The following is a 24,355-nucleotide window of genomic DNA, read 5'->3' as shown; positions in this document are numbered from 1 at the left end:
CTTGGAGCGACTGGAATGATGTGACTGTGAGACTTCTGCGTACCGCCTGGCCCCGTGAGCTGAGCGACGCCGTGACAGCGGCCGCTCGGCAGGAGACCGGTGGCAAGGAGGACATCCTGGCCGCCGTGCAGCTGACCAACGGACGTTGGGTGGCCGGCACCCGGGCAGCGGTGTACCTGCCGTCGGACTCCGCGGATGCGGATCGCCGAGTCGGCTGGGAGCGGATCGAGCGCGCCAACTGGGACGCCGAGGGCTCCGTCCTGCACGTGTACGAGACCACCGATTTCGGGACGCCGCTGCGGTCCACCGAGCTCAAGGTCGAGAACCCCGGGCGGTTCGGTCAGCTGCTGCGCGAGCGGGTCGACGCCAGCATCGTCATCCAGCGCCACATTCCGCTCGCGGGCAAACGCGGCGTACGCGTCGTCGGCCGCCGCAGCCCGGCCGCCACGGATGCCCCGGTGAACTGGAACCTCGTTCTGGACAAGGGATTGGAGCCCGACCAGCCCGGCGTCCTGGACGCCGCCGAGGCCGCCCTCCGGGAGGTCCGCGACGAGTTCGGAATCTGACCCGACAGCCACCCGAATCTCGTTTTTGTAGTTCGCCGCCGTCCTGCTAACCTACTCAAGTCCTCGGGGTTAGAGGCACAGAGCAGCACCTGATCCCGCGTAGCTCAATTGGCAGAGCAGCCGGCTGTTAACCGGCAGGTTACTGGTTCGAGTCCAGTCGCGGGAGCAAGATCACAACCGGTCTCCATATCTGGAGCCCGGTTTTTCATGTTCCCGCTTCCCACTCATGCCACCGCTCCCGCCTCCCCGTTCCTGTCGCTCGTTCCTGTCGCTCGTTCCTGTCGCTCGTTCCTGTCGCTCGTTCCCGCCTCTGGGTGCGTCGCGCGCCACCTGGCCAACTCACGGCGCTGAAAATTCTTTCGCCGGAGCTATTGGCCTAGACCGCCAAGTGCCGTAGCTTCCTCTCCAAATCCCGAGGGGGACTCGGGGATGGAGGGGAAAGGACCCTTTGTGAACGTCAAGAAGGTGCTGAACACCAAGGGCGGGCGCCTGCTCATCGCCGGTGTACTGGGAGCCGGCGTGCTGGTCGGCGTCACCGTTGCCGCCAACGGCGCGGTGAAGCCGGACTGCAAGACCCTGTCGTACCCGCTCTGCCCGCGATCCGTCGCCGCGTCTCAAGTGGTCGACAACAGCCTGCCTGCCAGCAAAATCGTTCCGGCCGACCGGGCCAAGTTCCTGAAGGACACCCCGGACGAGTACGGGAAGTCGGATGTCTCGAAGGACTTCGACCCGGTGAAGGTCGACAAGATCGGTGGGTCGTTCAAGGCGAACAAGACCAAGGTCGGCGAGTTCACGCTGAAGCCGGGGACGTGGTTGCTGAACTCGACCGCGACGTTCGCCCGGACGACCAAGGGCGTGGCGGGTACGCGCCCGCAGCTCGCCCTCCGGGTCGGCGCCTCGACGACCTCGTTCGGTACGGACTACGGCACCATCCTCGGCGCCGAGATCTCACCGTCGGCGGACCGTGAGCTCACCGGCTCCACGGTGAAGGTGGTCAAGGTCGACAAGGCAACGACCGTTGAGGTATTTGCCTTCGGCTACAACGACGACGCCAGCGCAGCCGGCAGCGGCGAAATCACCGCTGCCGCCTCAGTCACCGCAGTACGCGTCGGCTAACCACAGCCGCCCCGATCACCACCGCACACGTCGGCTGACCACGGGCGCCTCGGTCACCACGGCACGCGTCGGCTGAGGGCCGCCGCATCGGTTGCCGCGGTTCGTGTCGGCTGAGCGCCGCGACCTCACTGCACGCCTGGACTGACGGCCGCCGCTGTGCGCGGCGGCTCGTCAGTTGGATCGGGGGCAGGAGATCAAGGAGGCCCTGACCGGATGTCCGGTCGGGGCCTCTTGCTTGTCGTGAGGAGGTGGCTCGGCGGCCTACTTCCCCTTCTTCCGGTCGATCGCTCGCTGAATGCGCTGCTGCGGCTGACCGGTGAGCTTCGCCAGCAGCGGCACGCGGTACTTGTACGCCGCGACCGCGCCGATCACAATCACCAGGAAAATGAACCAGCCCATCGGTGTTCCCTTCGTCCGGAGCTGACTCCATCATGCCTGGTCAGACCTAATCTCCCCTCAGTCAAACCCCTGACCCACCCCTGATTTCACTCCACCCCACCGACGACGGCTGGCAAAACTGATCCCTGTTTCGTCGAAGGGGTCAGTTCGATCAATCGCCCGGAGGGTCAATGTTCGTCACGTACGCCGTCGTCACGATCTTCGCCGCACTGCTCTACGCCAGCGCCGCGGTGGTCTACCTGATCGGCCACGAGTTCCCCAAGGCCCAGATGGACATCAAACGCCTACCCCGCTCCTGGGTACCGGTGTTCGGCGTACTACTCGCGGCCGGCGCACTCGGCCTGGTCGGTGGGTTCGCGCTACCGATGCTGGGACTGCTAGCCACGTACAGCCTGGTGCTGTACTTCCTCGGCGCACTCCTCGCACACCTCAGAGTCGGTTCCCGCAAGTTGGGCAACTGGGCGCTCTTCTTCCTCACCTCAGTCGCCGCACTGGCAGTCAACCTGCTCTATCACTGGACCTGATCCGCCAGCAGTACCAGCGCCAGCGTCTCGGCCCACCACTGCTCCACGCGGTCAGGTGACCAGCCGCGCTCGCCGATGAGGGTCTGATACACATCCACATTGCACAGACCGGCGTACACGTCGACAGCCGACGCCACATCCAGGCCCGCGCGCAGTACGTTCTTCCCCCACTCGGAGAACACCGCGACGCGCGTCTGGTCGGCTTTGCGGCGCCCTTCGCGGTACACAGCGTCCAGTTCGGGTTCGGCGCGGCCGGCTTCGCGTACGAGCAGGATGACGTCCGCGGCGCGCTCGTACAGCCGGCGATCGAATCCGGCCATCGCGGCGAGCTGTAGCACCGGCCTGCCCTTCGCAGCATCTAGCTCGGCAATCTGGCGATCCAGATCACCGGACAGGTCAGCTGCGTCGGCCAGTGCCTGCGTCAGACCGGCCTTGTTCCCGTACACCGAATAGACGGTCGGTGTGGACACGCCGGCTTCCCGCGCCACGTCGCGCACGGTGGTGGCGGCCCAGCCGTTGCTGACGAACAGCTTGCGCGCGGCGTCGGCGATCTCGGCGCGCGTCTGCAGCGCCTGCGCCGTCCGGCGGATCGAGTCGTACCGCCGGCGCTCCGGCTCTGCTCCCATGCCCGCACCCTAACCGGATCGATACTTTACGCTGCTTATAATGAATATGATCAGCGTAAGAATCCATCGAGAGGCAGGCAAGTGAAGCTCGTGATCTTCGGGGCCAACGGCCCAACCGGACGTCTCACCACCGCCCAGGCACTCGCTGAGGGCCACACCGTCACGGCGATCACCCGGCACCCCGAGACGTTCCCGCTCCGCGACGACGCCCTGACCGTCATGAAGGCCGACGCCCTCGACCCCGACGCGGTACACCAAGCCGTCGCCGGTCACGATGCGGTCATCTCAACCCTCGGCGTTCCGTACGGTTCCGAGGCGCCGACCACCCTGTCCGAAGCCGGCGCCAACATCGCCAAGTCGATGACCGCACACGACATCCAGCGCCTCGTCTGCGTAACTTCAACCGGCGTACCCATGACCGCCCCGCCCGGCGAAACGCTCATCTACAGCAAAGTCGTCATCCCCATGCTGCTCAAGATGGGCCGTCCTCTCTACGAAGACGCCGCCCGCCTGGAGCAGCTCGTCGCCGCCACCGACCTGAACTGGACGGTCCTCCGCCCCTCCGGCCTGTTCGACGGCGACCGCATCACCAGCTACACCGTCACCCCTCCCCAAACGATCGGCCGCTTCACCTCCCGCCGCGACCTCGCCGACGCCCTCCTCAAAGAAGCCACCACGCCACGCCACCCCCGCGCCGTGGTCGAAGTCATCACCACCCAGAACACCCCCAGCGTCTACCGAGTCTTCCTCAAAGAAGCCCTCCGCCTGGGCCCCAAGTCCTGACCCACGATTCCACCCCCAAGCCCCCCACCAGCTACGATCACCCGCACACGGGGCGGTAGCTCAGCTGGTTAGAGCAGGGGACTCATAATCCCTGGGTCACGGGTTCGAGTCCCGTCCGCCCTACAAGCAAAACCCCAGGCCACGGCCACATTGGGCAGTGACCTGCCGCAGCTCCGATGTTGCCCGTGCCATGTCCTGTGACATGAAGTCCGAGGCGGTGCGGGACTGCCGCGTAGACTCAGCACAAGGGTCTTCGTCGTGCCCTCGGTAGCAGCTGGGGACGTCGCCGCGGATGCAAGAGGGATCATGACAGGTCGGCGCACTCCGAAGGTTCCGACACCGGGTCCGGCGTCCGAATCTTCCGGGGCACCAAGACCGTCGCGGTCTACTGGAAAGGCACGCCACCGGCCGAGCTACGCAGCCTGGCTGATGCCCAGCTGGTGCCCGTGCGCTTCCACGCATCGCCGTACTCATTGGCTGACCTTGATCTGATCGCTCGACAAGTACTGGCCGACAACAGAGGCCTCGTGAGCTCAACCGGCCCAAGCAATGACTACACGGGCGTCAGCGTCACGTTGTGGTCGACAGCACCCATCGAAGCCACCATGGCGGACCTCAACGCGAAATCCACCGTACCGATCATCTTCCGCAGAGTTGCCGACCCCGTGGACCTCGCCAGCAACACCACCATCACTTCGACAAGTCGCCGTGGCGGTACATGAGTACTCGACTCACACTTACCATTTTGTTAGTACCTGACAAATTAGTCGGTACTTGAGGGTTGGTCTGTGTAGCTCCAGCATGGATCGGACATTCATAACCACGATGTCTGGAGTACGTATATGACTGGGGACCACCGGACGCCGGTGACGGTGATTGGGCTTGGGTCGATGGGGGCGGCGTTGGCTGCGGCGTTCGTCGAGGGTGGGCATCCGACCACGGTTTGGAACAGGACTGCCGGCAAGGTCGCGGCCCTTGTTGGCAAGGGCGCCAAGCAGGCGGAGAGGATCGAGGACGCGGTAGCGGCGAGTCCGCTCGTTGTCGCCTGTCTGACGAGCTACGACGACACTCGTCAAGCCCTCGAACCGGCGGGCGCGGCGTTGAGGGGTCGCGCGCTGGTCACCCTTAACAGCGGGTCGCCGGCGGGGGCGCGGGAGATGGCGAGTTGGGCGGTTGGGCACGGTGCTCGGTTCTTGGATGGGGCTGTGAAGAACGTGCCTTCGGCCGTCGGGGCGTCGGATACCTTGCTGTACTACAGCGGCGACAAGAGCGTTTTTGACGAGTACGAAACGACGCTGCGGGTGCTTGGCGGCGACACCGTGCATCTTGGCGACGAACCGGATCTGGCGGCGCTGTACGAGATGGCGGTGGGCGGCACTTTGTTGCCCGCGCTTGTTGGCTTCTTCCAGGGCGCGGCCGCTGTCCAGGCACGTGGGCTGCCGGCGAGCTCGCTGGTGCGGTTCACCACCAAATGGTTCGAGATGATCAACTCCGTGCTGCCGGTCTTTGCGGAGGAGATCGACAACGGCGACTACTCCAAGCCCGCGTCGTCGGTCAATCTCTTCCTCGCGGGGGCTGCCTACGACGAGGAGTTGGGCAAGGAGGCGAGCCTCGACGTGGCCTGGCACGCCCCCTTGCACGACCTGCTGAATCGGGCCGTCGCGGCGGGCTATGGCGATCACAGCATCTCGGCCTTGGTCGAAGTACTCAAGAAACCGGACCAGGCGACGTGAGCGACAGCCTGCTCCGCATCACGCAGGGCGTACGCCGGCTGCACGATGCGGAGCAGGCTTGGTCAGGAGTTGATGGTGTTCCAGAAGGCGCATTGGTGTTCTTTGGCCAGGTCGGCTGAGGTGATGCGGGTGGGGGCGAGTGATTGGACGTGGCCCTTGTTCTGGAAGGGCTGCCATCGGGGCAGGCCCGGGGCGTTTGGGTTTCCGGTACGCGCGAACTGTGTCCAGTAGCGGATCATCGTGGCGGAGAGCTGTTGTTGCGCGGGTGTGCTCGGGCCGGGAAGTTGTTCGTCGTTGAAGAGGTACTGCAGCTCGGCGCCGTGGAACGCGCCGGTCGGGAAGTTGGGTTTCGGGAGCGTACTGAACCACGGAGCGGTTTCATCGGCGAACTCGTACGCGTACAGCGGTGTCTGCGCGGCGAGGGCGCGATCTCGATCGAGTACCGGACAGCCCCAGGCCCAGTCGGTCACGACGGCTGACAAGGCCTCGCCGGCGGAACGGTACTTGTCGACGGGATAGCGGGCCAGGACCCGTGCAGCGTCCGACGGGCCGAAGAGTGTTTGCATCTCCTCGCGATAGCTGGCAGGTGTCGTCACCGCGCCGGTTGCGGTTTCGATGGCCGCGGTGAACAGGCGATGCTCGTCCCGGGTGGTTCCCTGAATGATCGGTACCTGGTGGTAGCGGCCGGTCGCGAAGGCGCGATCCGGGCTGATAGGCAGCACCCCGCCACCGACAGTCGGTCCTGATCCGAGCCCGTTGTCAGACCACTTCGTGAGTTCTTCGGGCTTCTTGTCCCGCAGGCATGCCGCCGCGGTCCGTGGGTCGGTGCAGTGGAGCTCGGCTGCGACCTCGAGGCCGTGCTGCTCGCGCTCCGATCGCGGCAACGGAAACCATGTCGGCGGTCCGGGCGACCACTTCCGCCCGGTGCATTCGGCGCTTTGCACGATTGCCTTCTGGAACAGCCCTGCCGATCCTGGCGCGACCAGGTGGGAACAAACGCTGGTGCCGCCGGCGGACTCACCGAAGATCGTGACATTGCCGGGATCGCCGCCGAACGCGGCCGCGTTGCGCCGGACCCATCGCAGCGCGGCCTGCTGGTCTTCGAGGCCGAAGTTCCCCGAGAGGTGCCGGGCTCCGCCGTGGTCCAGCGCCGGATGGGCGAGAAAGCCGAAGATGCCCAGCCGGTAGTTGGGGCTGACCACGACGACCTGGCCGCTGTTCGCCAACTGCTGCGCGCCGTACAGGCTGCCGGCTCCGTTGATGAAGCCGTTGCCGTGAATCCACACCATCACCGGCAGCTTCCGTGCGCCGCTCACGCGGGGCGTGGTGACGTTGAGATAAAGACAGTCTTCGGCCGTACTTTCCTGGTCGATCAGCCCGCCCGCCTGGGCGCAGCGGTCCCCGGGCTTGGTGGCATCCCGGATGCCACGCCAGGACGCGGCCCGTTGCGGCGACGCCCAGCGGAGCTTGCCGACCGGCGGCGCGGCGTACGGGATTCCCTGAAACAGCCGGGCGTCAGCGGTGAGCGTGCCGCGTACTGCCCCGGCGTCCGTCGAGACCACCGCATCCGCGGGAGTCTCCGTCTTTCGGCTGTTCGTCATGGCATCGGCCGCACCCGCGCCGGCCGCACCCCCGCCGACTGCCGCCGCGCCCGCGAGCACCGTCGCGGTCAGCAGCACTCCGAGCCGGCGCGAAAAGCCGGACCGCTGTCGTCGCCGCGGTCCGTCGTGATGATTCTGCAGTTTCATATCGAGCATCCTCAGCTTATTTGTGTGTGGCTCGCACTAATATAAAGTGTAAGGTACACACGAAGTCAACTTCGGCTTCCGCGGACTGGGAGGAGCCGGCCTGATGCCGCTGACCGACGATGCGCAGCTGCCGCCGGGACTGGTGCTGGCCTGGGGCCGGCCGGCCAAGGCGAACAAACTCGGCCGGAAGCCGACGCAGAGCGTCGAGCAGATCGTCGACGCGGCCGTCGAACTGGCCGACGCGGACGGCTTCGCCGCGTTGTCGATGCCCAAGATCGCCCAGCGGCTCGGGCTGACCGCCAACGCGATCTACCGGTACGTCCGGTCGCGCGACGAACTGCTCGTACTCCTCGGTGACGCCGGCTGGGGCCCTGCACCGGACCGGATCAGCGACGCGCCGGACTGGCGAGCCGCGGCGACCGCCTGGACTCAGGCGATGGTCGACCGGTGCGACATCCATCCCTGGCTGTGCGACCTCCCCATCCGCGGCGCGCCGATGACGCCGAACCTGCTCGGCTGGGCGGAGGCGATCCTGAAGGTGCTGACCGGCACCGGGTTGAGTCCCACCGAAAGCCTGTCCTGCGCGCTGCTGCTGGACGGCTACGCCCGGCGGACCGCCAGCGCGCGTCGCGACGTACGCGACAGCCCCACGGCCTCCGACCAGCCGGCCGCGGTGGCACGGTTCCTCGAGCCCCGGCTGCGCGAACTCGGATACTCGATCCTGGCCGGCCTGATGGCCGGCGACCAGTACACCGACGAGGTCCACGACGACGACGTCACCTTCGGCCTCGACCGAATCCTGGACGGCATCGAGGTGCTGATCGCTCAGCACGGCCGGGACCCGCTGAGCTGAGTGGACGCGGGGGTTTCGTATTGTCGCGGCATGGTTCATACGCAGACGCCTGCCCTGGAGAAGCACCTGGATGCCGCGTACGGGGTGGTGCTGGGGCGGAATCCTGGTGAGAGTGAGTTTCACCAGGCGGTTCGTGAGGTGCTGGAGTCGTTGGAGCCCGTGGTCGCGAAGCACCCGGAGTACGCGGCGGGAGCGGTGATCGAGCGGCTGTGTGAGCCGGAGCGGCAGGTCATCTTCCGGGTGCCGTGGACGGACGACCGCGGGCGGGTACGGATCAACCGTGGATTCCGGGTCGAGTTCAACTCGGCGCTCGGGCCGTACAAGGGCGGGCTGCGGTTCCACCCGTCGGTGAACTTGTCGATCGTGAAGTTCCTCGGGTTCGAGCAGATCTTCAAGAACGCGCTGACCGGGCTGCCGATCGGTGGCGGCAAGGGCGGGTCGGACTTCGACCCGAAGGGCAAGAGCGACGCCGAGATCATGCGGTTCTGCCAGTCGTTCATGACCGAGCTGTACCGGCACATCGGCGAGTACACCGACGTACCGGCCGGTGACATCGGCGTCGGCGGGCGTGAGATCGGGTATCTGTTCGGGCAGTACAAGCGCATCACCAACCGGTACGAGTCGGGGGTGCTGACCGGGAAGGGCCTTGCGTACGGCGGCAGTCAGGTACGAACTGAGGCGACCGGGTACGGCACGGTGTTCTTCACGCGCGAGATGCTGGCGACGAAGGGGCTGGAACTGGCCGGCCGCCGGGTGATCGTGTCCGGATCGGGCAATGTGGCGATCCACGCGGCGCAGAAGGCGCAGGAGCTTGGCGCCGAGGTGGTCGCGTGCTCCGACTCGAACGGTTATGTCGTCGACGAGGACGGTCTGGACGTCGAGCTGCTGCGTCAGATCAAGGTGGTCGAGCGCGGCCGGGTCGCCGACTATGCCGACCAGCGCCCGAAGGCGACGCACCACACCGACGGCTCGGTGTGGGATGTCGCGTGCGAGGTCGCGCTGCCGTGTGCCACGCAGAACGAGTTGGACGGCCGCGCCGCTCGGACGCTCGCCGACAACGGCGTACTCGCGGTTGCCGAAGGCGCGAACATGCCGTGTACGCCCGAAGCGGTCGCGGTCTGGCGTGAGCGCGGCGTACTTTTCGCGCCAGGCAAAGCCGCCAATGCCGGTGGGGTCGCGACGAGCGCGCTGGAGATGCAGCAGAACGCGTCCCGCGACTCGTGGCACTTCGACCACACCGAGGCCCGGCTCGACCAGATCATGGTCGACGTCCACACCCGCTGCGCCACCGCCGCCGAGGAGTACGGTGCCCCGGGCAACTATGTGGCGGGCGCCAACATCTCCAGCTTCGTCCAGGTAGCCAATGCGATGCTCGCACTCGGTGTGATCTGACCCCGGCGGGCGCTCAGGCTGGGATCGATACATTGAACAGCCGTTCCGCGTTGTGCAAGGACTCCGTGACGATCTTCTGACCGTTGGCGACCACGTCCTGCTGGTACGTCGCCAGGTCCTCACCCGAGATCAAGGCTCGGGTGAGGCGTGCGGCGTCCCACAACGCGGTGTTCGCGCCGGCGCCGGCGGCAGGGGTCATCGGATGTACTGCATCACCCAGCAACGTCACGCGTGCGGACGACCAGGTCGGCACCGTCACGCAGGTCCGCAACGTGATCGGGAACGCGGCCGACTCCTCCCCCGCAGCGATCAGCGCCCGGATCGACGGATGCCAGCCGGCGACTGACCGCGTCACGATCCCCCACAGCTCGGCGGGGCTCATCGCGAACAATTCCTCGTCCGACGCGCCAAGCACCGAGTTCGTCCCGGTCAGCACCGCCATCAGATAGTCGCCGTACTCCTCTGGCGCCTCCCGGAACATCACCGGCCCGAACGCAACGCCGGTCCCCGCACCATCACTGGCAAAACAGAACCCGCGCAAGAACGCCGCCGGCGCCATCGCACGAACCTCATCCGTCAGCGGCACCTTCCCGTAAACGCACCGCACCCCGATGTCCACCACATCGAGCTCCGGTAGCAGCTGCCCACGAACGCGCGAACCAACCCCGTCCGCACCGACGAGCACATCAGCCGTCGCCGAACTCCCATCCGCAAAGGAGATCTCGACCGACGAGGGCGTCTCCACGTACGACTCGAACTGCTTCCCGAACTCGATCACCTCCTCGAGGCCGGTCATCAACGCGCGCCGGAACGCGTACCGATCCACCGACGTCACCGCATCCGGGCCCGGCACCGGAAACACCTGCTCGAACTGCTTGTTCAGCAGCGAGTCGAAACCCGCCACCAGGTCACCCGGTTTCGTCGCGGTCGCGATCACCCGGCGGCGTACGGCGTCGGGCAAGGTCGCCGCCAGCGCCTCCTCCCCCACCGGACTGATGTGAATCCGGTACCCCTGCTTGCGATGCCGCGGCGACGGATCCCGCTCGAACACCCGCACGTCGACGCCCGCCTTCAGCAGCCCGTGCGCGAGCGCCAGCCCGCCGATCCCCGCACCCATGATCGCTACCCTCATCGCCATCCCCAATCATCCTCGCGTACAACCCTGTCAACCGTGAGGATGATTAAGTTAGCACACCGGATGGCCGTCCGCTACGATGACCACGTGCGGAGATCACCGGAGCCGGCCGAGCGGCGGCGCGATGCCGAGCGCAGCAAGCAGCAGTTGCTGGACGCGGCGGTGATCGAGTTCGGCGCGCACGGATTCAGCGGTGCGCGGGTCAGCGAGATCGCGGCCCGGGCCGGCGTCAACAAGCAACTGATCTCGTACTACTTCGGCGGCAAGGAAGGCCTCTACCGCGCGGTCGCCGACAGCTGGCGCGCCGCCGAACCGGACCTCACCTCCAACGCGCGGACGATCAGCGAGGTCGTCGGCGCGTACGCGCGGGCGTCGATCGAGCAGCCCGACATGCTCCGGCTGCTGATCCGCGAAGGCGTCGACCGCGACACCGCCGGCAACGACGAGGAGGCCCAGCACAAGCGGTTCCAGGGCATGCTCGCCGACTTCCGCCGCCGGCAGGAAGCGGGCGAGCTCGCGTCCCGCCTGGATCTGGCGTACGCCGGGCTCGCCCTGTTCGGAGTGTCCGCGGCGCCGGTGGTGTTCCCGCAGATCGCCCGCGCCCTGGGCCTCGACCCGGACAGCGAAGAGTTCGCGACCAGGTACGCGGAGGAGACCGCCAAACTGGTCGCCCTACTCGCCGAGCCCGACTGACCCGAGCCCGACTGAGCCGAGCTGAGCGGAGCCAAGCCGCACCCTGAGCAACCCCCGCGCAGGCCGGGCCTGATGAGTTAGAGCGCGCCGGAGATCGACCGGTTGCGCAGCTCGGCCTTGTACGCCTCCAGCGCGATCAGCTCACCGAACATCCGGTTGTACTCGTCCGCGCGATCGATCGGATTCGTCCGCTGCAGTTTCGACTTCAGGTCCTGGATCCGCCGCGCACAGGTCAGCTCCTGCACCCGCGCCACCAGCGCATGCCCGTACTGCTCGTCGGGCTCGCGACCCAGCCGCAGCGGATCGACCGCCAGCGCGCCGACCACCGCGGCGGCCGGATCGTTGCCCACGGCATCGCGTACGGCCACCACCCACGCCTCGCCGGGAGCAGCCGCCGACGGACCACCGACCTTCGCCATCGCCGCCCGGATCGCGGCCAGCCACGGGTGGGTGAAATCGTGGTCGTCCAGCTCGTCGAACGCGACCCCGACCAGCGCCGGGTACTGCATCGCGACCTTCAGCGCGTCCCACTCGATCGTGAACCGCTGATCCCGCGGCGAAGGAATCTCCGCCCGCGGCGCCGGCGCGGGCACGCCGTCCCCGGCCACCGCGCCGCCACGACCCGCGGCGCCGCCCGAACCACCAACGCTGCCTGGCGCCTGGCGACCACCCCGGTCCACAGCGGGCTGACGCGCCGCGGCCCGGTGCACCTCGGAGCGGACCTGGTCGACCTCCATGCCCAGCTGCCCGGCCAGCTCCCGGGTGAACGCGTCCACCTTCGACCGATCCCGGATGCTGATCACCAGTTTCGCCGCCTCACGCAGCGCGTCGACCCGCGTGTCGGCCCGGTCCAGGTCGTACTTGAGCAGCACGTTCCCGAGCACGAACCGGTACAGCGGCACGCGGCGCCCGATCAGCTCCCGAACTGCCGCGTCACCCTTCTGCAACCGCAAATCGCAGGGGTCCAAACCTTCGGGCTCAACCGCGACGTACGTCTGCGCGGCGAACGCCTGATCGCCCGCGAACGCCTTCAGCGCCGCCCGCTGACCCGCCTCGTCACCGTCGAAGGTGAAGATCACCTCGCCGCGGAACTGATCATGATCGAGCAGCAGCTGGCGCAACACCCGCGCATGATCCTCGCCGAACGACGTCCCGCAGGTGGCGACCGCGGTCTGCACCCCGGCCAGGTGACACGCCATCACATCGGTGTAACCCTCCACCACGACCGCCTGGCGCCCCTTGGCGATCTCGCGACGGGCGAGGTCGACGCCGTACAGCACCTTGGACTTCTTGTAGATCGGGGTTTCAGGCGTGTTCAGGTACTTCGCTTCGATCCGGTCGTCGTCGAACAGCCGCCGCGCGCCGAAGCCGATCACATCCGACGACGCGTCCCGGATCGGCCACATCAGCCGGCCGCGGAACCGGTCGTACAACCCGCGCTGGCCCTCCGCGGCCAGGCCGGACGCGACCAGCTCGGCCGTACTGAACCCGCGACCGCGCAAGTGATTGATCAGCGCCTCGCCACCACGCGGCGCGAATCCGACCCCGAAATGTACGGCCGCATCCTTGTCGAACCCACGCTTGTCCAGGAACTGCCGCCCGATCGACGCCTCGGCCGCACCGAACAGATTGTCGACGTAGAACTCCGCGGCCACCTTGTGCGCTTCCACCAGCCGCGGGCGCTGGTTGCCGGGTCCGCGTTGTACGGGCGCGCCGGACTCGTCGTACCGGAGCAGGATGCCGACCTTGGCGGCCAGCGTCTCGACCGCCTCGGAGAAGGTGATCTGATCGATCTTCTGGATGAAGTCGATCACGTCGCCGCCCTCTTGGCAGCCGAAACAGTAGAAGAAACCGCGGGCCGGCGTGACGTTGAACGACGGCGACTTCTCGTCGTGGAACGGGCACAGCCCCTTCAGGTTGCCACCGCCGGCGTTCTTCAAGGTCACGTACGAACCGACGACGTCGTCGATCCGGGCTCGCTCGCGCACCAGCGCGATGTCCTCTTCCTTGATCCGGCCTGCCACCCCGCGAGTCTACGATCATCGGCAAGCCATCCGCCCACCGGACGACGAACTGGGGATATCTGTATGCGTCGCGCTGCCGGACTGCTCGCACTGAGTGCCGCCGTGATCGGAGCTGTACTGACCGCCGGACCCGTCCTGGCGGACCAAAAACCACCACCACCCGCTGCGGCGCAGGCAGTGACCAGACCCGCGCAACCGGCGCCGTTCGTGGAGCTGGTGGCAGCGAGCGGCACCGGCCGCCTGTACACAGCTGACCCACGCGAGCTCGCCTCGGCAACAGCAGCCGGCTTCAAACGGCAGCCAGGCACCACCGGCTTCATCGGCCGAGCAGCCAAGACCGGCTGGACCGCCCTGTACCGGCTGAAGCCCTCCGCCACCGCCAGCTCCTGGCTGTTCACCAGCTCCACCCAGGAACGAGACGCCCTCGTCGCACAGCACTGGGTGCTGGAGGGAACAGCCGGGTACGTGGCTACCAAGCCAGGCGCCGGTCTGGTCGAGCTGCGCCGTTTCACCAACGGTAGAGAGTGGCGGCTCGCGCTAGCAGCAAAGACCGACGAGCTGCTGAAGGCCGGTTACAAGCTGGACGGACCGGTCGGGTACGTGTACCAGAACTGGGTACGCGCCGGTGCGGTGTACTTCGGCATGTTCAACACCCACGGGCACGGCACGATCATCGCCCGGACCAAGGAGATCTACGGCCGCGACAACGACTGGTGGGGCGGCGTCCGCGACTTCCACGACGGCACCCACTACGCGACCGACAACTGGCCGGGCGAGGACTGGTCCTACCTGAAGCCGTCGATCGGGTACTACGACGACTCGAAGCCGGAGACGCTGGAGAAGCACATCACCCAGGCCACCTCGGCCGGGCTGAGCTTCTTCAACTTCTACTGGTACTGGGACAACACGAAGCAGGCCCAGACCGTCACCGCCGATTCGCTGAACGCGTTCCTGCAAGCGCGGAACCGGGAGAGCATCGACTTCACCGTCGGCGTCTGCGCGCACCCGTACGACCAGCTGAAGATCCCGGCCACGCAGTACGACGCGGTCGCCACGAACCTGATGCGCTACCTGCAGCAGGACAACACGCTGCGGACGAACGACGGCCGGAAGATCCTCAACATCTGCGACGCACGCGGTCTCGGCGACGGCAGCAACGCGCAGGTCAAGCAGTTCGTGGACACGGTCCGGGCGAAGGCACGCAGTCAGCTCGGCGAGGACATCTACGTGATGATCAACCAGGCCGGCTTCGACCCGAAGCAGGTCGGCAACGCCGGTGCGGACGCGCCGTACTGCACCACTGACGGTCCGGCGGTCGAGAGCCGTTCGTACGCGACGTACCTGCAGGGTCAGCGCGCCTTCTACAACCAGGCTCCGGCGGCGTACGGGCGGTGCGTACTGTCCGACTTCGACGAACGCCCGCGGTACCCGATCGAGACGACCGATGTGAAGGCGATCCGCTGGATGCCCGACCAGTCGCTGGCCGGCTACCGGACGGCGGTACGGAACGCTGCCGCTGACATGGCGACCTCGACCCGTCCGTCGACTGTCGACAACTACCTGTTCCTGTACGCGTGGAACGAGTGGCACGAGGGCGGCATCATCGAGCCGAACGAGCGCGACGGGTGCGCGTACCTGAACATCCTGCAGAGCGAGCTGTCCTTGCAGGGACCGGGCTGCGTCGCCAATCCGCAAGGCACGCCCCCGAGCTGACCCTGGGGGTGGGCACGCCCGCAGCGTGCCCACCCACCCGTTCTAGACCTCGCTGAGCTCGACCGCCGAGTCGGCCAGGCGCGCCGGGTCGACCTGCTTGCCGGACCGGATCAGGTCCTGGATGCCGTCGATCGCGCCCCAGGTGTTGACGTGCATGCCGGCCAGCACGTGGTGCTCTGCGTCCAGCCAGAACGCCAGGTACGCACCGGACTTCGGATCGCCGCGCAGCACCACCTCGGTCGACGTGTCGTGCGGGATGTCCCCGGCGTACTCCATACCGAGGTCGAACTGGTCGGTGAAGAAGAACGGCAGCGCATCGTGCGCGACGTCCTGGCCGAGCATCGACTTCGCCGCCGCCGCGCCGGTGTCCTTCGCGTTCTGCCAGTGCTCGACGCGGACCAGCCGGTTGAACAGCGGGTGATCCCAGCGGACCACGTCACCGGCGGCCCAGATGCCGGCCACCGAGGTCTGCAGGTCAGGTCCGGTGACGATGCCCGAGCCGTTCGACGGGGTCGCGACCTCGACGCCGGCTTCCTCGGCGAGCTCGGTGTTCGGCCGGACGCCGACCCCGACGACCACCAGGTCCGCGGGCAGCACCTCGCCGCCGGAAACCCGTACGCCGGTGACCTTGTCGGTGCCCTCGAACCCTTCCACCTCGGTGCCGAAGCGGAACTGCACCCCGTGCTGCCGGTGGAACTCGGCGAACAGCTCGCCGACCTTCTCACCGAGCACCGAGGCGAGCGCGGTGGCCTGCGGCTCGACGACGGTCACCTCGCAGCCGCGCTCGCGGGCCGCCGACGCCGACTCCAAGCCGATCCAGCCCGCACCGACCACGACGACGCGCGGCTTCGCGGCGTACGCGTCGGTCAGCGCCTGTGCGTCCTCGGCGGTCCGCAGGTAGTGCACGCCCGGCAGCTTCGCGCCCGGCACGTCGAGCTCGCGGACGCGGCTCCCGGTGGCGATCAGCAGCTTCGTGTACGGGACCTGGGTGCCGTCGTCGAGCGTGACCGTGTGACCGGTCGGATCGATCGCGGTCACGGTCGTGCCGAGGCGGAGGTCGATCGAGTTGTCGTCGTACCACTGCTGATCGTGGACCTGCGCCGACTCGGTCGTGTCCTTGCCCAACAGCACACCCTTCGACAACGGCGGTCGCTCGTACGGCAGCGACTGCTCGCTGCCGATCAGCACGATCGCACCACTCCAGCCGTTCTCCCGCAGGGCCCCGGCCGCGGTCGCACCCGCAAGGCTCGCACCGACAATCACGATCTGCTCTGCATCAGCCATGCCCTCGACCTTAGCCCTCAGCGAACCCTTGCCGTCGGCGGCGCGGATGACTAATTTGTCGAGGACATAATACGTCCTATGTCCTTTCCGGGAGAGTCATGCGCGTACTCACACCAGGCCGTCTCGCGGCCGCCGCCCTACTGGTGCTCGGAAGTCTCACCAGCCCCGCCGCACCTACCGCCCAAGCCAAAGAGCCGGCCGCGCCGTTTGTCGAGGACGGTGTGCTGTTCCAGCAGAAGACCGACGGGTATGCGTGCTTCCGCATCCCGGCCGTCGTGCATGCGACCGACGGCGAGGTGCTCGCGTTCGCCGAGGGCCGGGTCGCGGACTGCGGCGACGACGGCGACATCGACATCGTGCTGCGCCGGTCGGCCGACGGCGGCAAGACCTGGGGACCGCTGCAGGTGGTTTCCGAAGGCAACGGCAGCACGCACGGCAACCCCGTGCCGATTGTTGACAATAAGACAGGCCGGATCGTCCTGGTCACGACCCACAACGGCCCGCAGCCGTGTACGAACGGCTGCGACCGCGACCCGTACGTGCAAACCAGCGACGACAACGGCACCACCTGGACCGCGCCGCGCGAACTGACCGACGCGAAACTGCCGAGCTGGAACTTCTGGTACGCCACCGGCCCGATGCACGGCATCCAGCTCCAGCACGGCCCGCACGCCGGCCGGCTGATCGTCGGTGCGAGCTTCGAGACGTACGACGGCGCCGGACCACACGTGTACGGGACGCATCTGCTGTACTCCGACGATGCCGGCGAAACCTGGCACATCGGCGCGACCACGTCCCGCGACGACGGCAAGGTGATCGCGCAGGAAGTCACCGTGGTCGAGCTGACCGACGGACGGATCTACGCACTCGCCCGCGAACGTGGCACCGATCCGGGCAACCGCGCGTACGCGATCAGCGGTGACGGCGGCGCGACCTTCGACGCACCGTTCAAGACGATCCCGCAACTGGTGATGCCGGACGTCCAGGGTTCGCTGCTGCGATTCAGCGCGCGGAACGAAGGCGGCAAGCGGAACCGCATCCTGTTCTCCGCACCGGCGCATCCGGCCGCGCGCGAGGTGATGACGGTGCGTTCGTCGTACGACGAGGCGCGATCGTTCGGCACCTGGCAGCAAGGAAAGGTCTTCTACTGGGGACCGTCCGCGTACTCGGATCTGGTCCGGCTCGATGGCGATCAGGCCGGGCTGCTGTACGAGGCCGGCGTCGCGAACCCGTACGAAACGATCCGCTGGGCGCGTTTCAACGAGGCCTATCTGTCGACGCCGAACGGTACGCCGCCGGGCATCCCCGCTCCGCCGGCGCCTGGTCCCCGGACGGCTGATATCGGCCCGGCGCACAACCCGGCGTACGTCCGCGGTGGGGCGACTGTTGCCGCAGGCAAGTACGGGAACGGGCTCGCGCTGGACGGCGTGGACGATTACGTCGAGGTGCCGTTCGACCGGTCGATCGACCTCGGCGCGGACGATTTCACGATGATGACCTGGATCAAGTACAGCGCGAAGACCGGTTCGCGGGCGATCCTCTGGGCGTACCGGACCGGGTCGGGCAGTACGCCGCAGGTGTGGTTGCGGGCGGAGCCGGAGAGCAATCGGATCCGGGCGTTGCTGTCGGTTGACCGGTTCAATGTGACGGTGCAGTCGGCTTCGGCGTACAACGACGACGCGTGGCATCACGTCGTACTGCAACGCGCCAACGGCAAGCTCCGCTTGCTGGTCGACGGCACCGAGGTCGGCTCCGCGACCGCTCCGGCCGGGTCGGTCACGGCGGGCAAGGAGTTCGGCGTGCAGGGCCTCCACGTCGGGCAGCGAGTCGACGGCGCGAACCGGTTCCAAGGCACGGTCGACGAGGTCCGCGTCTACCGCCGGGCGCTCACGGACGCGGAACTGACCGCGATCCGCGAGACGAACCAGCCGATCCGCTCGAAGCTAGGACTTGACCTGCCCTTGGACCAGGTGAGCGTGCCAGGCCTGGGCTGAGGGATCGGTCAGCGAGGCGACTTGGTCGACGATCACGCGCAGCCGCGCGTTGTCGTCGGCCGCCGCCGCGAAGTCGGACCGGAAAGGAACATCGAGGTGCCGCGGCGCGCTCTTCCACAGGGATTCGACCAGCTCGGTGAGCAGCTCGCGCTGGATGGCGCGGCGGGCCTGGCGTTCCGGCGAGTTGAGTACGTGGAACATGCCGATGCCCTTGAGCAGGCCGATCTCGGTGCGAATGCCATCGGGGACGATCAGATCGGCCTCGTACCGGATCAGGCGGGACCGGCCGAAAGCAGCGTGCGTCGCCTGCTCGGCGCCGGTGGCGAACCGGCCGATCAGCTGACTGGTCAGGTCCTTCAGCCCACCGAGCGCCCGGCGGCTGTCGTCGAATCCGGCGGCCGGCCAGTAGTTCAGCGCGCGCAGCCGGGCCCAACCCACGTCCAGCTCCGCATCGGTTGCCTCTGGCAAATACATCCGCCGGACGGTGTCCCAGTACGGCGCGCGGTCCGCCTGCACCGCGGCGAGATCCAGGTGGTGGGCGACGATCGCGTCCTCGACATCGTGCACCGAGTAGGCGACGTCGTCCGCGAAGTCCATCACCTGCGCTTCGAGGCAGCGCCGCTCCCCCACGCCCGCACGCAACCAGGTGAAGACGGCAAGATCGTCGTCGTACACGCCGAACTTCCGCTCGCCCTCGCGCCGCGGCCACGGGTACTTGGTCGCGGCGTCCAGGGTCGCGCGGCTCAGGTTCAGCCCGACGCTGCGGCCGTCGGCGTCGAACGTCTTCGACTCCAGCCGGGTCAGCAGCCGGAGCGTCTGCGCGTTGCCCTCGAACCCGCCGATGTCCGCCGCGACCTGGTCGAGCGCGCGCTCGCCGTTGTGCCCGAACGGCGGATGCCCGAGATCGTGTGACAGGCAGGCCGCGTCCACGATGTCCGGATCGCAGCCGAGCGTCGCCGCGAGCTCGCGCCCGATCTGCGCGACCTCGAGGCTGTGGGTCAACCGGTTCCGGACGAAGTCGTCGCTGCCGGCTGTGACGACCTGCGTCTTCGCCGCCAGCCGGCGGAGCGCAGCGCTGTGCAGCACCCGCGCCCGGTCGCGGGCGAACGCCGTCCGCCCCGGCCGCTTGACCGGCTCGGCGACCCAGCGCTCGGCATCATGCTCGTCATACCCTTCGTGTTGCTTCCTCATCACAGCTCACACTAACCAGGCCCACCGACAGTTTTCGTGGCCTCGCGGTTGAACGGCCCAGGAACTCAGGAATCCGGCCCGGCTCAAGTGGCGACGCAGTACCGCATCCAGAGCACGCCGTCCTCGAACACCTCGGTTCCGACGTGGCGCAGCTCGAGTTTCGTATCACCACACCAGCGCTGCCCAGTACCGACGATCACCGGGTGCACCAACAGGGCGAGCTCATCAACCAGTCCGAGCTCAAAACACGCGCGCAACAAGGCGTCCGCCGAGTCCACGCGCACCGTACTGACCCCACGCCGCCCAAGCACGTCCAGTACTTCAACCAGATCAACCTGGTCATACCCGGTGATCAGCTCAAGTGTACTGGCATCAGGCGGCCGCGCTGGCGTCTGGTCGGCGTACAAGGCGAGCACGCCCGACCAGTACCCGAGCTCCGCCAACGCTTCCCAGCTACGAACCCTCCCCCGGCCATCCACCACCGCCAGCAACGGCCCTTCTTCCCGCACACCGCGCCGGGCCGCACCACCCAACGCCCCCTCCTGTGCAAGAACGGTGTCCGCCCCTATCAACGTCACGTCCTCCTGCCACAACGTCGCCAACGCATAGAACCGCGCCAGGTCAACGTCGAAACCCGCCACCATCCCGTCCACCGAAACCGCCACCTGAGCCACCACATGAGGCCGCATACCCCGCAACCTAGCCAGGCCCACCGACAGTTCCCGGACCTCGTACGTCGGGAGGAACCGCCCTTGCTCACCGAACGTACCGGGGTTGCAGAGACTTCTTTGCAGAGGATACTCTGCATTTATGCGGCGGATTGATGCACGGAGTTTGCGTGGGCTGGCGCACCCGCTTCGGATGCGCATCCTGGAAGCGATCGAGCTGGACGGACCGGCCACGTCGAGCACGCTGGCGACGCGGCTGGGCGAAAACACCGGCACGATCAGCTGGCACCTGCGGCTGCTGGCCGAGCACGGGTATCTGGAAGAAGACCCGGATCGCGGCACCAAGCGCGAACGCTGGTGGCGACTGCCCCACCGCCAAACCGTGCTCGACCCCTCCGAGTTCCTGGACGACCCGGAGACCCGGCGCGCACTGGACGTGTACCTGCGCGACCTGGTCGACCGGTACCACACCCGCGTCCGCACGTACCTGGACGAAGACTGGCCCGCCGAATGGCAACAGGCAACCGGCCTCTCCGATTGGCGCAACCTCCACCTGACCCCGGAACAACTAACCGCCCTGAACGACGAGCTAGCCGCCGTAATAGACCGCTACACCACCCCCGAACCACCCGAAGCACACGCGATGACCGAAGCAGGCGGGACATCCGGGACATCCGGAGCATCCTCGACCAGCGAGTCGGCCGACGGGACCGGCCGCGCCGAGCGGGTTATCGTTCAACTGCAGTCGTTTCCCCGGCGCCGATGAGTCTGCTTCGGGCGCACCGGGACTTCCGGTTGTTCTGGGTCGGCGAGACGATCAACCGGTTCGGCAGCGCCACCTCCTCGGTCGCCCTCCCGCTCGTCGCGATTTCGATGCTCGATGCAACGACCTTCCAGGTCGGCCTGCTCACCGCCGCCGCCTGGGCGCCGTGGCTGCTGATCGGCCTCCCGACCGGCGCCTGGATCGACCGAATCCGCCGCCGCCCGGTCATGCTCGCCTCCTGTGTCGCTTCCTGCCTCCTGTTCGCAGCCGTACCCGTCGCCGCCGCCTGTCAATTGTTGACAATCCAACTCCTGCTCGCGATCGCGCTTCTCGCCGGCGCCGCCTCAGTCGTCTTCCAAACCGCGTACACGGCCTATCTCCCCACCCTGCTCGATCCACCCGATCACCCGGAAGGCAACGCGAAGCTGCACGGCAGCGCCTCCGCCGCTCAGATCGCCGGCCTCGGCTGCGGCGGCCTGATGGTTCAACTCGTTGGTGCCTCCAATGCATTGCTCATCGACGCGTCGAGCTTCCTGGTAGCGCTTGCCTGCCTGGCCGCGATCCGCTTCCGTGAACACCACACCCGAGCCCCACGAACCCCCGGCGCGATCCGCGAAGGCATCCGGCTGGTACTCCACGACGTCTGGCTGCGTACGCTGATGATCTTCGGCGCAGTCTCCAACCTGGCCCTGATGGGATACCAGGCGATCGTCGTCGTGTTCCTGGTCCGCGAAGCGGGACTCACCGCCGGTTCGGTCGGCACCCTGATCGCGGCAGCCTCCAGCGGCGGAGTCGTCGGCGCCTTCGTCGCCCGCCGCGTCATGCGGTTCGGTACGGCACGGGCACTGCTCTTCTGCGAGCTCGGCCTGCCGACGCTCGCGCTGCTGATCCCGCTGGGTGGGGTGAGCCCGGTGTTCTACCTGATCGGCGGGTTCGGGGTGAGCCTTGGCGTCGTCGGCGGCAACGTCGTGAAGGTCACCTTCCTGCAGTCGTACTGCCCACCCGAAATGCTCGGCCGGTTGACCGCGACCACCTCGTTCGTCAACTACGGCACGATCCCGCTCGGCGCGCTGCTCGGCGGCACGCTCGGTCAGACGCTCGGCCTCACGCCGGCCTTGTGGATCACAACAGCCGGCGTACCGCTCGCCGCTCTTGTCCTACTCGCATCACCGATCCGCCGGCATCGCGATCTTCCACCTCACCAAGGAACCGTGGCACCCGGTAGTACGGCCGACTCCAAGCGGAGGCGTACGGCCTCGCGCGCGTAGACGTACGTCGACTCGTCGTTGTGGAGGATCGACGACAAGTTCGCGGCCTCGTAGTACGCGTTGAGGTCGAACGCGAGCTGCTTCGGATCGCCGGTCAGCTCACCCTTTTCGATGGCCGCGTCGATGGTGGTTTCGATCAGGTCCATCCACTCCAGGTGTACGGCGGCGAGCATCTCCTGTACGGCGCCGGTGCGCGCGGAGTACTCGTGCGAGACCTTCTGGAAGAAACAGCCGCCCGGGAAGACGCGACGCTGCGAGTAGTCCAGCCAGTACTTGCTGAGCGCCCACACCCGCCCGAGACCAGGCTCCACCTCGAACGCCGGAATCACCACGTTGTCCGCATAGATCCGCCGCGCCGCGCGGATTGTCGACAACTGCAGCTCTTCCTTCGAACCGAAATGCGCGAACACCCCGCTCTTGCTGATCCCCAGCTCGCTCGCCAGCCGCCCGATCGAGAGCCCTTCCAGCCCATCCACAGACGCAAGATCCACCGACCGCCGCAACACCGCCCGCCGCGTCTGATCCCCCCGCACCAACCGCCCATCCACCTTCTCCACCCTCCGATCCTAAGCACCAACCCCGACCTCCCACCCCACCCACGCCCGCCCCCACTCCCGGCCGCTCCCCCGCCCGCCCCTCCCACGCCCGGCGGCTTCCCCGCCCAGGCCGACCGTCATTTCAGGGGTGAACCCCTGAAATTGGCCGTTAGCACCTCGGATGCGAGGGGTGAAGGGACAACTTCGGGGGTGAACGCCTCAAATGACAGTGCTGCCGGGCGGGTGCCGTGGGTGAGCGGAGCGGCTCGTTGACGGGGCTGGCGCCGTGGGTGGGCGGCTCGTTGACGGGGCGGGTGGCGTGGGTGGGGGCTCGTTGACGGGAGGGGTGTGCGAAACTAATAATACGACCGTTCGTATTGTTTGGTGGAGGGGATGGCATGCGGAAGCTGATCAGTGTCGGGTTGCAGACAATCGGATTGTTGTCGCCGCGGGGTGCGGGGTGGCTCACGTTCCGGTTGTGGCGGCGGCCGATGGCTCGGGGGCGGGTGCGGACGGCTGAGCAGGCGGTGCACGGCGCGGCGCGGGTGGAGATTGTCGACGATGTCGTGACGTACGCCTGGGGTGACGGAGCGCGGCCGGTGCTGCTGGTGCATGGGTGGCGGTCGCGGGCCTCGCGGTACGCGCCGTTCATCGAGCGGTTGCTGGAGCTTGGGTACAGCCCGGTGTCGTACGACGCTCCCGCGCATGGCGACTCGGATGGGGCGGTGGTGTCGATCCTTGGGCATCAGCGGATCATTCGCGGGCTGGAGGAGCGGCATGGTCCGTTCGAGGCGGTGGTGGGGCATTCGCTCGGGGTGCTGTTCGCGCTGTATGCGGTCCGGGAGGGTGTCGCGGCGAAGCGGCTGGTGATGATCAGTGGGGTCGCGGACTTTGCGTATCTCGCGGATACGTTCTGCGCGGCGCTGGGGTTGGGGCCGAAGATCAATCGGGAACTGCGGCGGTTCATCGAGCGCGGGTACTTCGAGGGTGACCGGGACATCTGGTCGCGGTTCTCGGTCAGCGGCGGGAAGACCGAGTTGCTGGTGATCCACAACGACGAGGACGAGATCGTCGATCCGCAGCAGGCACAGCTCCTGCTACGGAACTACGGCCCGCAAGCACACTTCCTACCAACCACCGGACTCGGCCACCGCCGAATCCTCTCCGACCCAGCAGTCATCACCGAAGCAGTCGCCTTCCTCCAAGAGGAAGACAAGTCACCGATTCCAGCTCCGGACAAGGTGCGCGGGTAAGCGGCAGCTCGACAGGAGGTGTGCGTGCGACGCGCGCACCCGCACACTCAGCCGGGCGCCCAGCCGCCCGCAATGGGCGTATACGTACTGTCG

At 67.4% G+C, this 24,355-nt stretch carries 22 protein-coding genes and 2 tRNA genes; 15 read left to right on the top strand and 9 right to left on the bottom strand.

What is annotated here, in order from left to right:
* Positions 1 to 26 precede the first annotated feature (26 nt).
* The 3 genes from ABD260_RS19970 to ABD260_RS19960 all read left to right on the top strand — a co-directional run bounded on the left by ABD260_RS19970 (position 27) and on the right by ABD260_RS19960 (position 1,682).
* Complete coding sequence (locus ABD260_RS19970) at positions 27 to 566, top strand: hypothetical protein (protein ID WP_344235114.1); 540 nt, start codon at positions 27 to 29, stop codon at positions 564 to 566.
* A gap of 93 nt (positions 567 to 659) precedes the next feature.
* Positions 660 to 732: transfer RNA gene (locus ABD260_RS19965), tRNA-Asn, on the top strand.
* 284 nt (positions 733 to 1,016) lie between these two features.
* Positions 1,017 to 1,682 (top strand): hypothetical protein, encoded by a 666-nt coding sequence (locus tag ABD260_RS19960; RefSeq protein ID WP_344235113.1) that lies wholly within the window; start codon positions 1,017 to 1,019, stop codon positions 1,680 to 1,682.
* A 261-nt stretch (positions 1,683 to 1,943) separates the two neighbouring features.
* On the opposite strand, the gene ABD260_RS19955 is transcribed toward ABD260_RS19960, so the two are convergent.
* Positions 1,944 to 2,081, bottom strand: coding sequence for a hypothetical protein (locus ABD260_RS19955; protein WP_344235112.1), 138 nt, complete (start codon positions 2,079 to 2,081; stop codon positions 1,944 to 1,946).
* Between the two features lie 170 nt (positions 2,082 to 2,251).
* Between ABD260_RS19955 and ABD260_RS19950 the strand changes: the two genes are divergently transcribed.
* Entirely contained in the window at positions 2,252 to 2,605 is a 354-nt protein-coding gene (locus tag ABD260_RS19950; protein WP_344235111.1) for a DoxX family protein, read from the top strand.
* Here the strand turns inward: ABD260_RS19950 and ABD260_RS19945 are convergent.
* Positions 2,593 to 3,231, bottom strand: a complete 639-nt coding sequence (locus ABD260_RS19945) for a TetR/AcrR family transcriptional regulator (protein ID WP_344235110.1) — start codon at positions 3,229 to 3,231, stop codon at positions 2,593 to 2,595. The genes ABD260_RS19950 and ABD260_RS19945 overlap by 13 nt on opposite strands.
* Before the next feature lie 81 nt (positions 3,232 to 3,312).
* Here ABD260_RS19945 and ABD260_RS19940 point away from each other — a divergent pair, with 81 nt between their 5' ends.
* From ABD260_RS19940 to ABD260_RS19930, 3 genes are all read left to right on the top strand, one after another.
* Positions 3,313 to 4,014: an NAD(P)-dependent oxidoreductase gene (locus ABD260_RS19940; RefSeq protein ID WP_344235109.1), complete on the top strand. Its 702-nt coding sequence runs from the start codon at positions 3,313 to 3,315 to the stop codon at positions 4,012 to 4,014.
* A 49-nt stretch (positions 4,015 to 4,063) separates the two neighbouring features.
* A tRNA-Ile gene (locus ABD260_RS19935) sits at positions 4,064 to 4,137 on the top strand.
* Positions 4,138 to 4,856: 719 nt separating this feature from the next.
* Positions 4,857 to 5,747, top strand: a complete 891-nt coding sequence (locus ABD260_RS19930; RefSeq protein WP_344235108.1) for an NAD(P)-dependent oxidoreductase — start codon at positions 4,857 to 4,859, stop codon at positions 5,745 to 5,747.
* A 62-nt stretch (positions 5,748 to 5,809) separates the two neighbouring features.
* Here ABD260_RS19930 and ABD260_RS19925 read toward each other — a convergent pair whose 3' ends face one another.
* Positions 5,810 to 7,495, bottom strand: a complete 1,686-nt coding sequence (locus tag ABD260_RS19925; RefSeq protein ID WP_344235107.1) for a carboxylesterase/lipase family protein — start codon at positions 7,493 to 7,495, stop codon at positions 5,810 to 5,812.
* 103 nt (positions 7,496 to 7,598) lie between these two features.
* On the opposite strand from ABD260_RS19925, the gene ABD260_RS19920 reads away from it, so the two are divergent.
* Together ABD260_RS19920 and gdhA are read left to right on the top strand one after the other, a co-directional pair.
* Entirely contained in the window at positions 7,599 to 8,348 is a 750-nt protein-coding gene (locus ABD260_RS19920) for a TetR/AcrR family transcriptional regulator (RefSeq protein ID WP_344235106.1), read from the top strand.
* A 30-nt stretch (positions 8,349 to 8,378) separates the two neighbouring features.
* Entirely contained in the window at positions 8,379 to 9,740 is a 1,362-nt protein-coding gene (gene gdhA, locus ABD260_RS19915; protein ID WP_425553359.1) for an NADP-specific glutamate dehydrogenase, read from the top strand.
* A 13-nt stretch (positions 9,741 to 9,753) separates the two neighbouring features.
* On the opposite strand, the gene ABD260_RS19910 is transcribed toward gdhA, so the two are convergent.
* Complete coding sequence (locus ABD260_RS19910; RefSeq protein ID WP_344235105.1) at positions 9,754 to 10,878, bottom strand: FAD-dependent oxidoreductase; 1,125 nt, start codon at positions 10,876 to 10,878, stop codon at positions 9,754 to 9,756.
* Between the two features lie 84 nt (positions 10,879 to 10,962).
* Here ABD260_RS19910 and ABD260_RS19905 point away from each other — a divergent pair, with 84 nt between their 5' ends.
* The gene (locus tag ABD260_RS19905) at positions 10,963 to 11,568 is read left to right on the top strand and encodes a TetR/AcrR family transcriptional regulator (protein ID WP_344235104.1); all 606 of its coding nucleotides are present in this window, start codon (positions 10,963 to 10,965) and stop codon (positions 11,566 to 11,568) included.
* Positions 11,569 to 11,645: 77 nt separating this feature from the next.
* Here ABD260_RS19905 and dnaG read toward each other — a convergent pair whose 3' ends face one another.
* A complete protein-coding gene (gene dnaG / locus ABD260_RS19900; protein WP_344235103.1) occupies positions 11,646 to 13,592 on the bottom strand; it encodes a DNA primase in 1,947 nt (648 codons plus the stop codon).
* A 63-nt stretch (positions 13,593 to 13,655) separates the two neighbouring features.
* Between dnaG and ABD260_RS19895 the strand changes: the two genes are divergently transcribed.
* Entirely contained in the window at positions 13,656 to 15,305 is a 1,650-nt protein-coding gene (locus ABD260_RS19895; protein WP_344235102.1) for a glycoside hydrolase family 99-like domain-containing protein, read from the top strand.
* Between the two features lie 42 nt (positions 15,306 to 15,347).
* Here ABD260_RS19895 and ABD260_RS19890 read toward each other — a convergent pair whose 3' ends face one another.
* The gene (locus ABD260_RS19890; RefSeq protein ID WP_344235101.1) at positions 15,348 to 16,589 is read right to left on the bottom strand and encodes an NAD(P)/FAD-dependent oxidoreductase; all 1,242 of its coding nucleotides are present in this window, start codon (positions 16,587 to 16,589) and stop codon (positions 15,348 to 15,350) included.
* A gap of 98 nt (positions 16,590 to 16,687) precedes the next feature.
* On the opposite strand from ABD260_RS19890, the gene ABD260_RS19885 reads away from it, so the two are divergent.
* Positions 16,688 to 18,583 (top strand): exo-alpha-sialidase, encoded by a 1,896-nt coding sequence (locus tag ABD260_RS19885; protein WP_344235100.1) that lies wholly within the window; start codon positions 16,688 to 16,690, stop codon positions 18,581 to 18,583.
* Here ABD260_RS19885 and ABD260_RS19880 read toward each other — a convergent pair.
* Together ABD260_RS19880 and ABD260_RS19875 are read right to left on the bottom strand one after the other, a co-directional pair.
* Positions 18,533 to 19,774: a deoxyguanosinetriphosphate triphosphohydrolase gene (locus ABD260_RS19880; protein WP_344235099.1), complete on the bottom strand. Its 1,242-nt coding sequence runs from the start codon at positions 19,772 to 19,774 to the stop codon at positions 18,533 to 18,535. The two genes, ABD260_RS19885 and ABD260_RS19880, sit on opposite strands and share 51 nt — an antisense overlap.
* Before the next feature lie 83 nt (positions 19,775 to 19,857).
* Positions 19,858 to 20,463, bottom strand: coding sequence for a dihydrofolate reductase family protein (locus ABD260_RS19875; RefSeq protein WP_344235098.1), 606 nt, complete (start codon positions 20,461 to 20,463; stop codon positions 19,858 to 19,860).
* A gap of 121 nt (positions 20,464 to 20,584) precedes the next feature.
* Between ABD260_RS19875 and ABD260_RS19870 the strand changes: the two genes are divergently transcribed.
* A complete protein-coding gene (locus tag ABD260_RS19870; protein WP_344235097.1) occupies positions 20,585 to 21,208 on the top strand; it encodes a helix-turn-helix domain-containing protein in 624 nt (207 codons plus the stop codon).
* Positions 21,205 to 22,473, top strand: a complete 1,269-nt coding sequence (locus ABD260_RS19865) for an MFS transporter (RefSeq protein ID WP_344235096.1) — start codon at positions 21,205 to 21,207, stop codon at positions 22,471 to 22,473. Before ABD260_RS19870 ends, ABD260_RS19865 begins: the two co-directional genes overlap by 4 nt.
* Here the strand turns inward: ABD260_RS19865 and ABD260_RS19860 are convergent.
* Complete coding sequence (locus ABD260_RS19860; RefSeq protein ID WP_344235095.1) at positions 22,404 to 23,030, bottom strand: TetR/AcrR family transcriptional regulator; 627 nt, start codon at positions 23,028 to 23,030, stop codon at positions 22,404 to 22,406. The genes ABD260_RS19865 and ABD260_RS19860 overlap by 70 nt on opposite strands.
* 377 nt (positions 23,031 to 23,407) lie before the next feature.
* Here ABD260_RS19860 and ABD260_RS19855 point away from each other — a divergent pair, with 377 nt between their 5' ends.
* Complete coding sequence (locus ABD260_RS19855; protein WP_344235094.1) at positions 23,408 to 24,262, top strand: alpha/beta hydrolase; 855 nt, start codon at positions 23,408 to 23,410, stop codon at positions 24,260 to 24,262.
* Positions 24,263 to 24,355 lie beyond the last annotated feature (93 nt).

Source organism: Kribbella hippodromi (assembly GCF_039531045.1).
Taxonomy (GTDB): Bacteria; Actinomycetota; Actinomycetes; order Propionibacteriales; family Kribbellaceae; genus Kribbella; species Kribbella hippodromi.
The sequence above is the reverse complement of the archived record's forward strand: the minus strand, read 5'-3'. Positions and strand labels throughout refer to the sequence as shown.